General features: G+C 60.6%; 10 protein-coding genes. 4 read left to right on the plus strand and 6 right to left on the minus strand.

Going from position 1 to position 12,525, the window contains the following annotated elements; translation table 11 throughout:
• Window positions 1-25 precede the first annotated feature (25 nt).
• Window positions 26-1,237 carry an MFS transporter gene (locus AOA61_RS18270; RefSeq protein WP_095184607.1) on the minus strand — a complete coding sequence of 404 codons (1,212 nt, stop codon included), beginning with the start codon at window positions 1,235-1,237 and terminating at the stop codon, window positions 26-28.
• 144 nt (window positions 1,238-1,381) lie between these two features.
• Here AOA61_RS18270 and AOA61_RS18275 point away from each other — a divergent pair, with 144 nt between their 5' ends.
• Window positions 1,382-2,173, plus strand: a complete 792-nt coding sequence (locus AOA61_RS18275; RefSeq protein WP_099602319.1) for a helix-turn-helix domain-containing protein — start codon at window positions 1,382-1,384, stop codon at window positions 2,171-2,173.
• On the opposite strand, the gene AOA61_RS18280 is transcribed toward AOA61_RS18275, so the two are convergent.
• The 3 genes from AOA61_RS18280 to AOA61_RS18290 all read right to left on the minus strand — a co-directional run bounded on the left by AOA61_RS18280 (window position 2,148) and on the right by AOA61_RS18290 (window position 6,987).
• Window positions 2,148-4,706 carry an EAL domain-containing protein gene (locus AOA61_RS18280; protein ID WP_099602320.1) on the minus strand — a complete coding sequence of 853 codons (2,559 nt, stop codon included), beginning with the start codon at window positions 4,704-4,706 and terminating at the stop codon, window positions 2,148-2,150. The genes AOA61_RS18275 and AOA61_RS18280 overlap by 26 nt on opposite strands.
• A 74-nt stretch (window positions 4,707-4,780) precedes the next feature.
• Entirely contained in the window at window positions 4,781-5,965 is a 1,185-nt protein-coding gene (locus AOA61_RS18285) for an MFS transporter (protein WP_099602321.1), read from the minus strand.
• Window positions 5,965-6,987: an alpha/beta hydrolase gene (locus AOA61_RS18290; RefSeq protein WP_099602322.1), complete on the minus strand. Its 1,023-nt coding sequence runs from the start codon at window positions 6,985-6,987 to the stop codon at window positions 5,965-5,967. The genes AOA61_RS18285 and AOA61_RS18290 overlap by 1 nt, the downstream gene beginning before the upstream one ends.
• A gap of 165 nt (window positions 6,988-7,152) precedes the next feature.
• On the opposite strand from AOA61_RS18290, the gene AOA61_RS18295 reads away from it, so the two are divergent.
• Window positions 7,153-8,067 carry an AraC family transcriptional regulator gene (locus AOA61_RS18295; RefSeq protein WP_095184611.1) on the plus strand — a complete coding sequence of 305 codons (915 nt, stop codon included), beginning with the start codon at window positions 7,153-7,155 and terminating at the stop codon, window positions 8,065-8,067.
• Here the strand turns inward: AOA61_RS18295 and AOA61_RS18300 are convergent.
• Together AOA61_RS18300 and proP are read right to left on the minus strand one after the other, a co-directional pair.
• A complete protein-coding gene (locus AOA61_RS18300; RefSeq protein ID WP_099602323.1) occupies window positions 8,042-8,548 on the minus strand; it encodes a GAF domain-containing protein in 507 nt (168 codons plus the stop codon). The genes AOA61_RS18295 and AOA61_RS18300 overlap by 26 nt on opposite strands.
• A gap of 51 nt (window positions 8,549-8,599) precedes the next feature.
• Entirely contained in the window at window positions 8,600-10,102 is a 1,503-nt protein-coding gene (gene proP, locus AOA61_RS18305; RefSeq protein ID WP_032885317.1) for a glycine betaine/L-proline transporter ProP, read from the minus strand.
• 335 nt (window positions 10,103-10,437) lie between these two features.
• Between proP and AOA61_RS18310 the strand changes: the two genes are divergently transcribed.
• Both AOA61_RS18310 and AOA61_RS18315 read left to right on the plus strand, forming a co-directional pair.
• Complete coding sequence (locus AOA61_RS18310) at window positions 10,438-10,962, plus strand: GNAT family N-acetyltransferase (RefSeq protein ID WP_099602324.1); 525 nt, start codon at window positions 10,438-10,440, stop codon at window positions 10,960-10,962.
• Window positions 10,963-11,105: 143 nt separating this feature from the next.
• Complete coding sequence (locus AOA61_RS18315; protein ID WP_032885315.1) at window positions 11,106-12,509, plus strand: MFS transporter; 1,404 nt, start codon at window positions 11,106-11,108, stop codon at window positions 12,507-12,509.
• Window positions 12,510-12,525: the final 16 nt, after the last annotated feature.

Raw genomic sequence — 12,525 nt, forward strand, 5'->3', positions numbered from 1 at the left:
ACACAGCCAGCCGATGATCGGTGGGTCAGACGCCTTTGGTCGACGGCAGCAGAATCGTCAGGATGCCCACCAGCGGCAGGAACGAGCACAGTTTGTAGACGTACTCGATGCCGTGGTTATCCGCGAGCAAACCGAGCAACGCCGCGCCAATCCCGCTGAAACCGAACATCAGGCCAAAGAACACACCCGCGATCATCCCGACATTGCCCGGCACCAGTTCTTGGGCAAACACCACAATGGCCGAGAACGCCGAAGCCAGGATAAAGCCAATCACCACACTGAGCACGGCGGTCCAGAACAGATCGACGTAGGGCAGGGCCAGGGTGAAGGGCGCGGCGCCGAGGATGGAGAACCAGATGACTTTCTTGCGGCCGATTTTGTCGCCGATCGGGCCGCCTGCGAAGGTGCCCACGGCCACCGCACCGAGGAACAGGAAGAGGTACATCTGGGAACTCGATACCGACAGGTGGAATTTTTCAATCAGGTAAAACGTGAAGTAGCTGGTCAGGCTGGTCATGTAGAAGTACTTGGAGAACACCAGCACTGCCAGCACCACCAGGGCAAACGTCACGCGGCCTTTGGACAAGCCGTGGGTGGCTTTGCCGCCTTGCTTGAGCTTGAACAGCGCGAGGTGGTTGCGGTACCAGCGGCTCAAGCCATACAGCACCAGGATCGCGAACACCGCGAACAGACCGAACCAGGCGATATTGCCCTGGCCGTAGGGAATGATGATCGCCGCTGCCAGCAACGGGCCGAAGGCGCTGCCGGTGTTGCCACCGACCTGGAAGGTCGATTGCGCAAGGCCGTAGCGTCCGCCGGAAGCCAGGCGCGCCACGCGGGAGGTTTCCGGGTGGAAGGTCGACGAGCCTACGCCCACCAGACCCGCCGCCAGCAGGATCGCCGGGAAGCTGCCGACAAACGCCAGCATCAGGATGCCGATCAATGTGCACACCATGCCGGCCGGCAGCAGCCAGGGCTTGGGATGACGATCAGTGTGGTAGCCGATCCACGGTTGCAGCAGCGAGGCGGTCAGTTGGAAGGTCAGGGTGATCAGCCCCACCTGGGCAAACGTCAGTCCGTAATTGGCCTTGAGCATGGGGTAGATCGACGGCAGCACGGCCTGGATCAGGTCATTGATCAGGTGCGCCAAAGCGCAGGCACCGAGGATACGCATAACTAATGGGCTTGCTTGGGGCGCACTGGTAGCAGTGGCGGGTGACGCGGTGAGTGTCGACATGCAGGCATTCCATACAAGGCAGCGAACAGGGGCCGCCAATACGTGGCTGGCGGCCCATTTCAAATTGTGTCGGGCTTTATGCTAGATTCAGTAAAAATGTCTGTCTCACGAAATTCGGGCAGAAACTGTCGCAAAAAGGGCTAAATGATCAAGTCACTGGATAAATTCCTGCAGGAGATCGACGAAGGCGAGTGGGCCGTGATCAGTTCGGCCACCGACTATCCTGAAAACTGGGTGATCCCCGACCACAGCCACGAGAAGCATCAACTGCTCTACGCGACCGAAGGGGTCATGGTAGTGCATTCGGCGCAGAACCAATGGACAGTGCCGCCCAATCGCGGCTTCTGGATGCCCTGCGGGCACGTGCATTCCCTGCGCTGCGTAGGTCCGCTGAAAATGCGCAGCGTGTTTGTGCGCCCCGACAGCTTCCCCAATCTGCCCACCGAAACCAAGGCTGTAAGCATCTCGCCGCTGCTGAGCGAGCTGATCAAGGCCTCGGTCAGCCTCAAGCCGCCTTATGCCGAAGACTCGCGGGATGCGCGGATCATGCACCTGATCCTCGACGAACTGGCCATCCTGCCCGCGTTGCCATTATCCCTGCCACAGCCTGTCGACCCGCGTATCCAGCGGATCTGCCTGGCGCTGCAACAGAATCCGGGCGATGCCTCGACAGTGGCGCACTGGAGCGAGCGCCTGGGCCTGGATCAGAAAACCATCCAGCGCCTGTTTCGCAAGGAAACCGCCATGACCTTCGGTCAATGGCGCCAACAGGCGCGGTTGCTACTGGCCCTGGAGCGCATGGCGATGGGGGAAAAGATCATCGACGTGGCGTTGGAGCTGGGCTACGAAAGCCCCAGCGCCTTCACCAGCATGTTCAAGAAACAGTTCGGCAAGACGCCGAGCCTTTTTTTCAAACCGGGCCCAGCAGCCGGTTGAACGCGTCGATATCCAGCGGGCGGCTGAGGAAGTAGCCCTGGCCTTCATCACAGGCCACGGCCTTGAGCATCGCCAGGTGCTCGGCGGTTTCGATGCCTTCGGCGGTCACCGTGAGTGCCAGGGCACGTCCCAGGCCGACGATGGCATGGATGATGGCTTGGTCGTCCTCGCTGTCTTCCAGTCGGGTCAGAAAGCTGCGGTCTATTTTCAAGCCATCGAACGGGAACGCGCGCAGGTAGCTCAGTGACGAATACCCGGTGCCAAAGTCGTCCATGGCGATGCGGATGCCCAGTTGTTTGAGGGCGCGCATCACGTCCAGCGCACCGACGGCGTCTTCGAGCATGACGCTTTCGGTGATTTCCAGTTCCACCCGCGCCGGTTCGATACCCGAGGCCTGCAACGCGTGACGCACGCGCTCCATCAGGTTGCCGCGCTTGAACTCGGTCGGCGACAGGTTGACCGACACAAACAACGCATCCGGCCACTGGGCGGCACAGGCACAGGCGGTTTCCAACACCCAGTCACTCAGCGACAGGATCAGGCCGGACTCTTCGGCAATCGGGATAAAGGTGTCCGGCGCGATCAGGCCGCGCTCCGGATGTTGCCAGCGCACCAGCGCTTCGGCGCCGACCATCTGCCCGTCGGCTATGCGATAACGCGGCTGAAAGTGCAGGCGCAATTCCCCATGTTTGATCCCATAGCGCAGGTCGCTTTCCAGGCGTCGACGCTCGATGATTCGTGCATTCATCTCGCCGGAGTAGAAGCGCCAGGTATTGCGCCCGGCGGACTTGGCCTCATACAGCGCAATGTCCGCGTAGCGCAGCATTTCGGTGACGTTGCCGGCGTCATTGGGCGCCAGCGCGATACCGATGCTGGCGCTGATAAACACTTCCTGCTCATCGATCCGGATCGCGCGCTCAAGGGAGACGATCAAGCGTTTGCAAAAGTTTTCGACGTCGTCCTGGAAGCCGGCATCGCTGAGGATCAGCACAAATTCATCGCCGCCAACCCGCGCCACCAGGTCACCGTGACGCACGCAGTCGGTCAGGCGGCTCGACACTTCATTGAGCACCCGGTCGCCGGCGGCATGCCCGAGCAAGTCATTGACCGGTTTGAATCGGTCCAGGTCCAGGCTGAGCATGACCAAGGGTTGCTCAAGGAGGGGTAGCGTCTTGAGCTTGGCGTCCAGGAAGGCTTGCAGACGCGTGCGATTGGGCAACCCGGTCAGGGCGTCATGCTGGGACAAAAATTCAATGCGTCTGCGCGCCTCGACTTCTTCAGTCACGTCGGTGGCGGTGCCGCGAAACCCGCCGCACGGCATTTTCCGCGCCGATAGCCGGGTGGTGCGCTCTTGCCCTTGGGCATCCACATACAGGCATTGCACGCTGAGGTCCGGGCGTCGGCCGGGCGTGCACAGCCACTGTGACAACAAACCGTCTTCGGTGCCCAGCAGGTCATTCATGGCCGCGCCGATCCAGGCGTCGCGGGTCAGCCCGGTTACGCTTTCGAAACGCTCCGAGAGGTAGGTAAAGCGCCAATCGCCGTTGATCTCCCAGACCCAGTCGGAACTGGCTTCTACCACATCGCGAAAGCGCGCTTCGCTGGTGGCCAAGGCGTTCTGGCTGGTTTGCAGCGAGCTATGACTGGCATCCAGCGCCAGGGCGGCGGCTGTGCTGCGGCGCAAGATCATCCACGTCATCAGGCACACCAGCAGCGCGGCCAGGCCCAGCAAGGGCAGGCCGACGCCAATGAGGCGTCGGCCGGGCTGTTCCGGCTGCCAGTACAGGCTACCGGCGCTGCCGTTGTCGCCGAGGGGTAAAAACACGCCCTTGGCGATGTCTTCAGGGGTGGCGATGTGCAGGTTGCCCACGCCGAAGTCATCGCCGATCCGGCCCAATTTGGCGCTGTCGAGGATGTCGACAAAGACCAGCACCGAGGCTGGCCTACCGTCTGCAACCACCGTGGGGTCGGTGCCCGGCGTAATGGCTGCGGCAGCCACCAGTGCGGGGCTGCCGCGTACGTTGATGAACGTGCTCACCGGGGTTTCGTTATCTACGCCGGCGCGGGCCTGTTCGAGCAGTTGAGTGAGGGGCTGATCGAGCCATTCGCTGAGCTCAAAGGTTTGCAGTTCGCCTTCGACCACGGTGTACACCGTGCGATTGGCATCGTTGACCACAAACAGGCCCTGAAAACCGAAGTCTTGGAACAGTGTGGGCCCGATATTGCCGCGCTCGAAGGCCCAATCCTTGTCCACCTGTACATGCAGGTGCTTGTAGGCATCGCTCCAGAACGCGTAGTCCTTGACCGTCACCCGCATGGCTTTTTCCATGGACTGTATGGCTTTGCGGGTATGGAACGCGCTTTCGGCCTGCTCGGTGCGGTCCAAGTCATGGGCGATGTAAAGCAGTGAGTAAGCCGCTGCCGCAAAGACAACGGCCAGCAAGGCCATGAAATTCAACAGTGACGTGCGTGCCAGTGACAGGCTGGTGCGGGTGGACAGCGAGCGGACGATTGGAGCGAGAGAGTTGGGCATTATTTAGCGCAGGGCCTCGCTGCAAGTCAGGGGTATGACAAGTTATCGGCGGCCCTTGGAAAAGATTGAGTGCGTCAGGCTGTGCTCAAGTGTTGTGCGCGAACACTGACGCAGCGTGCTGCCCATGCAAGCAACGCCGCCCCGCACAGCAGCGCCGCACTCAACTCAAACGTCGCCCGATAGCCACTGAAGTCAAACACCACACCGCCCACCGTGGCGCCTGAAGCAATCGCCAACTGGATGATCGCGACCATCAGGCCGCCCCCTGCTTCGGCATCCTTGGGCAGGGTGTTGGCCAGCCACGTCCACCAACCCACGGGGGCGGCGGTAGCGACCAGGCCCCAGAGCCCCAGCAACAGGGTTGTCATCGCCGTCGAGCTGCCGAAGGCGACCAAGGCCAGGGCGATCAATGCCATCAGCAGTGGAATGGCAATCAGCGTGGGATACAGGCTGCGCTTCAAAAAACGCTCGATCAGGAACGTGCCCGCCAGACCGGCCATGCCCAGTACCAGCAGCATCAGCGACAACAGGGACACGCTGACCTGGGTGACGGTTTCCAGGAACGGTCGCAGGTAGGTGAACAGCATGAACTGACCCATGAAAAACACACTGACCGCCAGCATGCCCATGATCACAGGCGGCTGTTTCATCAGGCGCAGCACGTTGGTGGTCTTTGCCTCGCCCTGCGACTTGATCGACGGCAGGCTGATCAGCAGCCACACCACGGCGATCACCGCCACCGGCACCACGCAGAAAAACGCGCCACGCCAGCCGATCATTCCGCCCAGAAAGCTGCCCAGTGGTGCAGCAATCACCGTGGCCAGGGCGTTGCCACCGTTGACCATGGCCAGGGCACGCGGCACTTGGTCGTCCGGTACCAGGCGCATGGCGGTGGCGGCCGACAGTGACCAGAACCCGCCGATGGCAACGCCGATCAACGCTCGCCCCAACATGAAGACCATGTAGTTCGGCGCAAAGGCCACGACCGTTCCGGACACGATCATCAGCAGTGTCAGCGCCACCAGCAGGCGCTTGCGATCCACCCGCGCCGCCACGGCGGCAATCACCAGGCTGGTGAGCAAGGCAAACAACCCTGACACCGAAATGCCCTGGCCGGCCTGGCCTTGAGTGATGTTGAGGTCGGCCGCCAGTGGCGTCAGCAGGCTGACCGGCATGAACTCCGAGGCGACTAATGTAAAGGCCGCCAGGGACATAGCGAACACCGCGCCCCAGCGCGGTGCATTCGGGTTATTGGGCATCACTTGAGGTTGTTCTTGAAGAAGGTGGTGAGGTGGGCAAACGGAATCAGATTGACCCGGTCGTACAGGTCCACATGCCCCGCGTTCGGGATGATGAGCAATTCCTTCGGTTCGGCCGCACGCTGGTAGGCGTCTTCGCTGAACTCGCGGGAGTGCGCGTTGGCCCCGCTGATCAGCAGCAGCGGACGCGGAGAGATCGTCTCGATGTCGTTGAACGGGTAGAAGTTCATGAACTTCACGTTGCTGGTCAGCGTCGGCATGGTGGTGGTCTGCGGCGACGCACCGGCAGGCGTGACCTGGCCACGTGGCGTGCGGTAGAAGTCAAAGAACTCGTCCCCCACCGGATTGCCCGTCAGCTTGAGCGGCGTGCCGCTGGTGTAGAGGGTCTCGCCGCCCTGGAATTCCACATAGCGCTGGTTGGCCGCTTGCAGCAGGATATGCCGGCGTTGTTCCAGGGTGACGCCGTGCTTGAGGCCGTTGCGGTTGGCCGCGCCCATGTCGTACATGCTGACGGTGGCGATGGCCTTGAGGCGGGGGGCGATCTTCGCCGCCGCGATGACGAAGCTGCCGCTGCCACAGATACCGATCACGCCAATGCGTTCACGGTCGACCATCTGCCGGGTGCCGAGGAAGTCCACGGCGGCGCTGAAGTCCTCGGTGTAGAGGTCGGGCAGCACCGCGTTGCGCGGTGTACCGGCGCTGTCGCCCCAGAACGACAGGTCCAGAGAGAGTGTGACGAAGCCCTGTTCGGCCATTTTGGTGGCGTACAGGTTCGCGCTCTGTTCTTTGACGGCACCCATCGGGTGACCGACGATAATCGCGGGGCTTTTAGCACCCGAGCTCAGGTTTTTCGGCACGAACAGGTTGCCGGCAACCTGCAGGCCGTATTGGTTGTTGAAGGTGACCTTTTCGACCGTCACCTTGTCGCTTGTGTAGAAGTTGTCAGCACTGTTGGACATATCGGCTCCCAGAGCAGTTAAAGACGTCACCAGCAAACCAAGGGCAAGCAAGAGGCGTTTCATGGGCGGATCCTTGAAAGGGTTGGTCCGCACATTTTCCCGGTGTGGCGGTGGCGTCTGTAGTGCGTTCCGCTGGATTACTTGCCTGATGCTCTGAGTCTGGTGGTTTACGGGGGACGCCATGGACTGCGCGGGGTAGAGTTCGCGGATCAACAAAAAGGGCAGGTTATGAAGAACAATCTGGACGCGCTGGTCCACGCCATTGCATCGCGCATCGCTGCGCCTGGGGACTGCCCCATGCCGATCCCGGGCCTGGGGTTCTATCGGCGTGAGCAGCCGTGCACGCCGGTGGTGTGCATGGTCGAACCGAGCATTGTGCTGGTGGCCCAGGGGCAGAAGCAGCTGTGGGTGGGCGGCGAGGGGTATCCGTATGACACGTCACGCTTCCTGGTGACATCGCTGGACATTCCTGCCAATTCCGAAGTGCTGCAGGCGAGCCCCACGCGGCCGTGCCTGGGGCTGACCTTTAAGCTGGACCTGCGCATATTGGCCGAGCTGATCGCCCAGAGTGAGCTGCCGCCCAAGCGCGAGCGTTCAGTGCTCAAAGGGGTCGGCATCGGGGTTGTCACCGACGGCATGCTGGCGTCGTTTGCGCGGCTGGTGGCGTTGCTCGATGAGCCCGAGGCGATCCCGGTACTCGCACCATTGATCCAGCGCGAGATCCACTACCGCTTATTGCAAAGCGACCAGGCTGGACGACTGCGGCAGATTTGTTCAGTGGACGGGCAGGGCTACCGTATCGCCAAGGCGATTGACTGGCTCAAACTCAATTACGACGCAGTGCTGCGCGTGGAAGACTTGGCGGCGCGGGTGCAGATGAGCGCGGCCACGTTCCATCATCACTTTCGCCAACTCACGGCGATGAGTCCGTTGCAGTATCAGAAGTGGCTGCGTTTGAACGAGGCGCGCCGGTTGATGCTTAACGAGCATCAGGATGTCTCCAGCGCGGCGTTCAAAGTGGGCTATGAAAGCCCGTCGCAGTTCAGCCGCGAATACAGCCGGCTGTTTGGCGTGCCGCCCAAGCGCGACATCGCCGGGTTACGCGGCAAGCCGAAATTTAACGATCACTCTGTGTCAAGTTAGCGAAAAAGATGCAGCCAATCAGTCGGGCAAACAGGCTCAGGGTTTCCGGCAGGTTGGGGTCGTCAAACAGCATCGCCTGTGAATCCAAGGCACACAGCGCGCCGAACAGGCGGCCATCAGGCAGGAAAATCGGCGCGCCGGCGTAGCTTTCGATAGCGAACTGCTTGACTACCGGGCGTGAAGCGAAGCGGCCGTTTGCGCTGACCTGCGGGATGAACAAGGTCTGTGGATTAATGCAGAACTCGCTGCACAGGGTGGTTTCCAGGTTAAGCACGTCATCCACATTGATCCCCATTTCCATAGGGTCGTGGACCGAGCAGACCACCCATTCCAGGTCGGTGAACTTGGCGATGCCGGCAAAGCGCATCCCGGTCAGGCGGGTGACCAACTGCAGAATGCTGGTGGTGGCTTCTATTTCGGCGATGGCGGCGCGTTCGTCTGCGCTCAGTAGCGAATGTGCTGCGGTGAAGCTGGGAAGCATGCTGAGCTCTCCAAAGGCGTGGTGGCCGGGGCCACCACGCACGGTCAAGTCTTAATTAATTCGCGGGTGCTGTTGCACCAGATTCTGGCGCTTAGCTTCCAATTCCGCAATTTCGGCGTCGATGTCTTCGATCTTCTGCTCGATATTGTCGTGGTGTTCCTGCAGCAACTCCTTGGCTTCTTCCATGTCCGAAGCTGCCGGCGCCGCGCCACGCAGAGGCTTGTTGGCAGTTTCCTTCATCGTCAGGCCGGTGATCAAACCGACCACTGCAAACACCATCAGGTAGTAGGCGGGCATGAACAGGTCGTTGGTGCTTTCCACCAGCCACGCCACGGCCGTCGGTGTTACACCGGCGATCAGTACCGAGACGTTGAACGCACTGGCCAGCGCGCTATAGCGCAGGTGAGTGGGGAACATCGCTGGCAAGGTCGAAGCCATCACGCCGATGAAGAAGTTCAGGATCACAGCGAGGATCAAGAGGCCGGCGAAGATCAGGCCGATCTTGCCGCTGGTGATCAGCATGAACGCCGGGATCGACAGAAACAGCAAGCCAACACTGCCCGCGATGATGAAAGGCTTGCGGCCGATCTTGTCACTGATAAAGCCAATGAACGGTTGCACGAACAGCATGCCGACCATGATCGCGATGATGATCAGCACGCCGCTGTTTTCTTTGTAATGCAGGTTGTGGGACAGGTAGCTCGGCATGTAGGTGAGCAGCATGTAGTACGTCACGTTGGTGGCCGCGACGATACCGATGCAGGTCAGCAGGCTGCGCCAATGCTTGGTGGCGACTTCCTTGAAGGAGACCTTGGGACCGTGGGTCAGGCCTTCGCGGTCGCCTTGTTCGAGCTTGTCCATGTGTTGCTGGAACGCGGGGGTTTCTTCCAGCGCATGGCGCAGATACAGGCCGATGATGCCCAGAGGCAGAGCCAGGAAGAACGGCAGGCGCCAGCCCCACGATTCGAATTCAGCTTCGCCAAGCACGCTGGAGATCAATACCACTACGCCGGCACCGAGCACAAAACCGGCAATCGAGCCGAAGTCCAGCCAGCTACCGAGGAAGCCGCGCTTGCGGTCCGGGGCGTATTCGGCGACGAAGATCGACGCGCCGGTGTATTCACCACCCACCGAGAAGCCCTGGGCCATCTTGCACAGCAGCAGCAGGATCGGCGCCCAGATGCCAATGGACGCATAGCCGGGAATCAGGCCGATGGCAAAGGTGCTCAGGGACATGATCACAATGGTGGCGGCGAGGACTTTCTGCCGTCCGTATTTATCGCCCAGCGCGCCGAAGAACAGGCCACCCAGCGGACGAATCAGGAAAGGCACGGAGAACGTACCCAGCGCGGCGATCATTTGTACGCTGGGGGAGGCGTCCGGGAAGAACACTTTACCGAGCACATAGGCGACAAACCCGTAGACACCGAAGTCGAACCATTCCATGGCATTGCCAAGGGCGGCGGCGGTAATTGCTTTGCGCACCTTGGCATCGTCGACGATGGTGATGTCCTTCAACCCGATGGGTTTGACGCTTTTTCTACGTAATTTCATGCGAACCACTCTAAAACAGAACAGGGGTGGTGCTATCACTGCGATAGCACCGCTCTGTCACTTCAGATACAAGCGGACACGAAAAAATTCACCCGTTGCTGTACTTTTTCTCAACTGGCAGCAGATCTACCTGTGAAAAGCGCTATTTCACGACCCCGCTACCCCTGTAGTGAGCGGGCTTGTCCCGCGCTGGGCTGCGCAGCAGCCCCATCAACGCCAACCCGGTTTTCCAGACAAACCGGGTTGTGTGGTTTTGGGGCTGCTTCGCAGCCCAGCGCGGGGCAAGCCCGCTCACCACAAAAAAAGAGTGACATCCTTTAGAGAGAACCACCCCAATGCCCACCTCACGTCTGATCTACCGCCCACCAACACTCGAGGATCTGCCGCGATTGTTCTCGATCTTCGGTGACCCTCAGACCAACCGGTTCAATCCTTCCGGTCCCTTGGCAAGCCTTGCCGATGCGCAGCGGTTGCTCGACCACTGGCTCGCACAATGGGCGCGCGACGGTTATGGCTGGTGGGCGATTGCCCGGCGTGAATCCCCAGAGCATCTCATCGGCTTTGGCGGTATCGCACCGCTCAACTACCTCACTGAGCGGCGTATCAACCTCGGCTACCGTTTTGCCGTGGAGGCCTGGGGGCAGGGCTATGCCACTGAGCTTGCCCGCGATGCGCTGGTGCTGGCGTTTGAAACCCTGAACCTGCCCGAAGTGTTCGGGCTGGTTCGGCCCGATCACGCCGCCTCGATCCGCGTGTTGGAAAAGGTGGGCCTGCAGCACATTGGCGTCCTCGACGATGTGCCCGGTCAGGCACCGAGTCTGGTGTTACGCATTTGTCATCCTACAACTACCTCTCTCTGAAACTTCTCGTAACTACGTAGTCCCTAGACAGGCGGCAATCTTTCAGATTGACACCGCTCATGGGTCTCGATATAAAAGTCGCAGTTGTACGACGACATATGACGTTACATATGTCCTACCTAACAAAAATAAAAAGTGATGCCATGAATCTGAACGAGCCCATCAGCGCCCAGCGCGTTGGCCAGGCGGTAGGCAACTATCGCTGGACCATCTGTGCGATGTTGTTTTTCGCCACCACCGTCAACTACCTCGACCGCCAGGTGCTCAGCCTGTTGGCACCGCAGTTGTCCACGCAATTTGGCTGGAGCAATACCGATTACGCCAACATCGCGGCGGTGTTCCAGTTCGTGTATGCGATTTCCATGCTGTTCGCTGGGCGCTTTGTCGACAAGATCGGCACCAAGGCCGCTTACGTGGTCGCGATCGCCATTTGGTCCACCGGCGCCGTCATGCATGCGTTCTCGGTGCAAATGGGCGAGGGCATTGCCGCTGTCAGCAGTGCGATTGGGCTGGCGGTGATTCCGGTATCGATTGCCGGGTTCATGCTCTCCCGAGCGGTGCTGGCGATTGGCGAGGCGGGTAATTTCCCGATTGCGATCAAAGCCACTGCCGAATACTTCCCCAAGAAAGAGCGCTCCTTCGCGACCGGCATCTTCAACTCCGGCGCCAACGTCGGCGCGATCCTGGCGCCGATCTGCGTGCCGCTGATTGCTGGCATGTGGGGGTGGGAAGCCGCGTTCATGGTGATCGGCATGCTCGGTTTCCTGTGGGTGGCGGTGTGGGCCGCGGTGTATGAAAAACCCGAGCAGCAAAAACGCCTGTCGGCCGAAGAACTGGCCTATATCCGCAGTGACCAGACCGTACAGCCGTTCACCAAAGCCCCGTCTGGCGCGCCCGAAAAGAAAGTCTCGTGGTTCAAGTTGCTGACCTACCGCCAGACCTGGGCCTTTGCCTTTGGCAAGTTCATGACTGACGGCGTGTGGTGGTTCTTCCTGTTCTGGCTGCCGACTTACCTGTCCGCGCAATACGGCATGAAGGGCGCCGATATCGTGATGCCGCTGGCGGTGCTGTACAGCATGACCATGGTCGGCAGCATCGGCGGCGGCTGGTTCCCCAGCTACTTTATGGCGCGCGGCGATGCCCCGTACGACGGCCGCATGAAAGCCATGCTGGTGATCGCGCTGTTCCCGTTGGTGGTGTTGTTGGCGCAGCCCCTGGGCTACATCAGCTTCTGGGTGCCGGTATTGCTGATCGGCGTGGGCGCGTCTGCGCACCAGGCGTGGTCGTGCAACATCTTCACTACCGTGTCCGACATGTTCCCGCAGAAAACCGTGGCCTCGGTGGTCGGTATCGGTGGCATGGCCGGTGGGATCGGCGGCGTGGTGATGACCAAGATCGGCGGATGGGTGTTTGACTATTACAAGTCAATCAACGACATCCACACCGGCTACATGATCATGTTTGCTATCTGCGCCCTGGCCTACCTGGTGGCGTGGAGCGTGATGAAGACCCTGGTACCGCGTCACAAGGAAATCACCGACCTGTGAAAACCACAGGTCGCGA

Source organism: Pseudomonas sp. 2995-1, assembly GCF_002742505.1.
GTDB classification, from domain to species: Bacteria; Pseudomonadota; Gammaproteobacteria; order Pseudomonadales; family Pseudomonadaceae; genus Aquipseudomonas; species Aquipseudomonas sivasensis.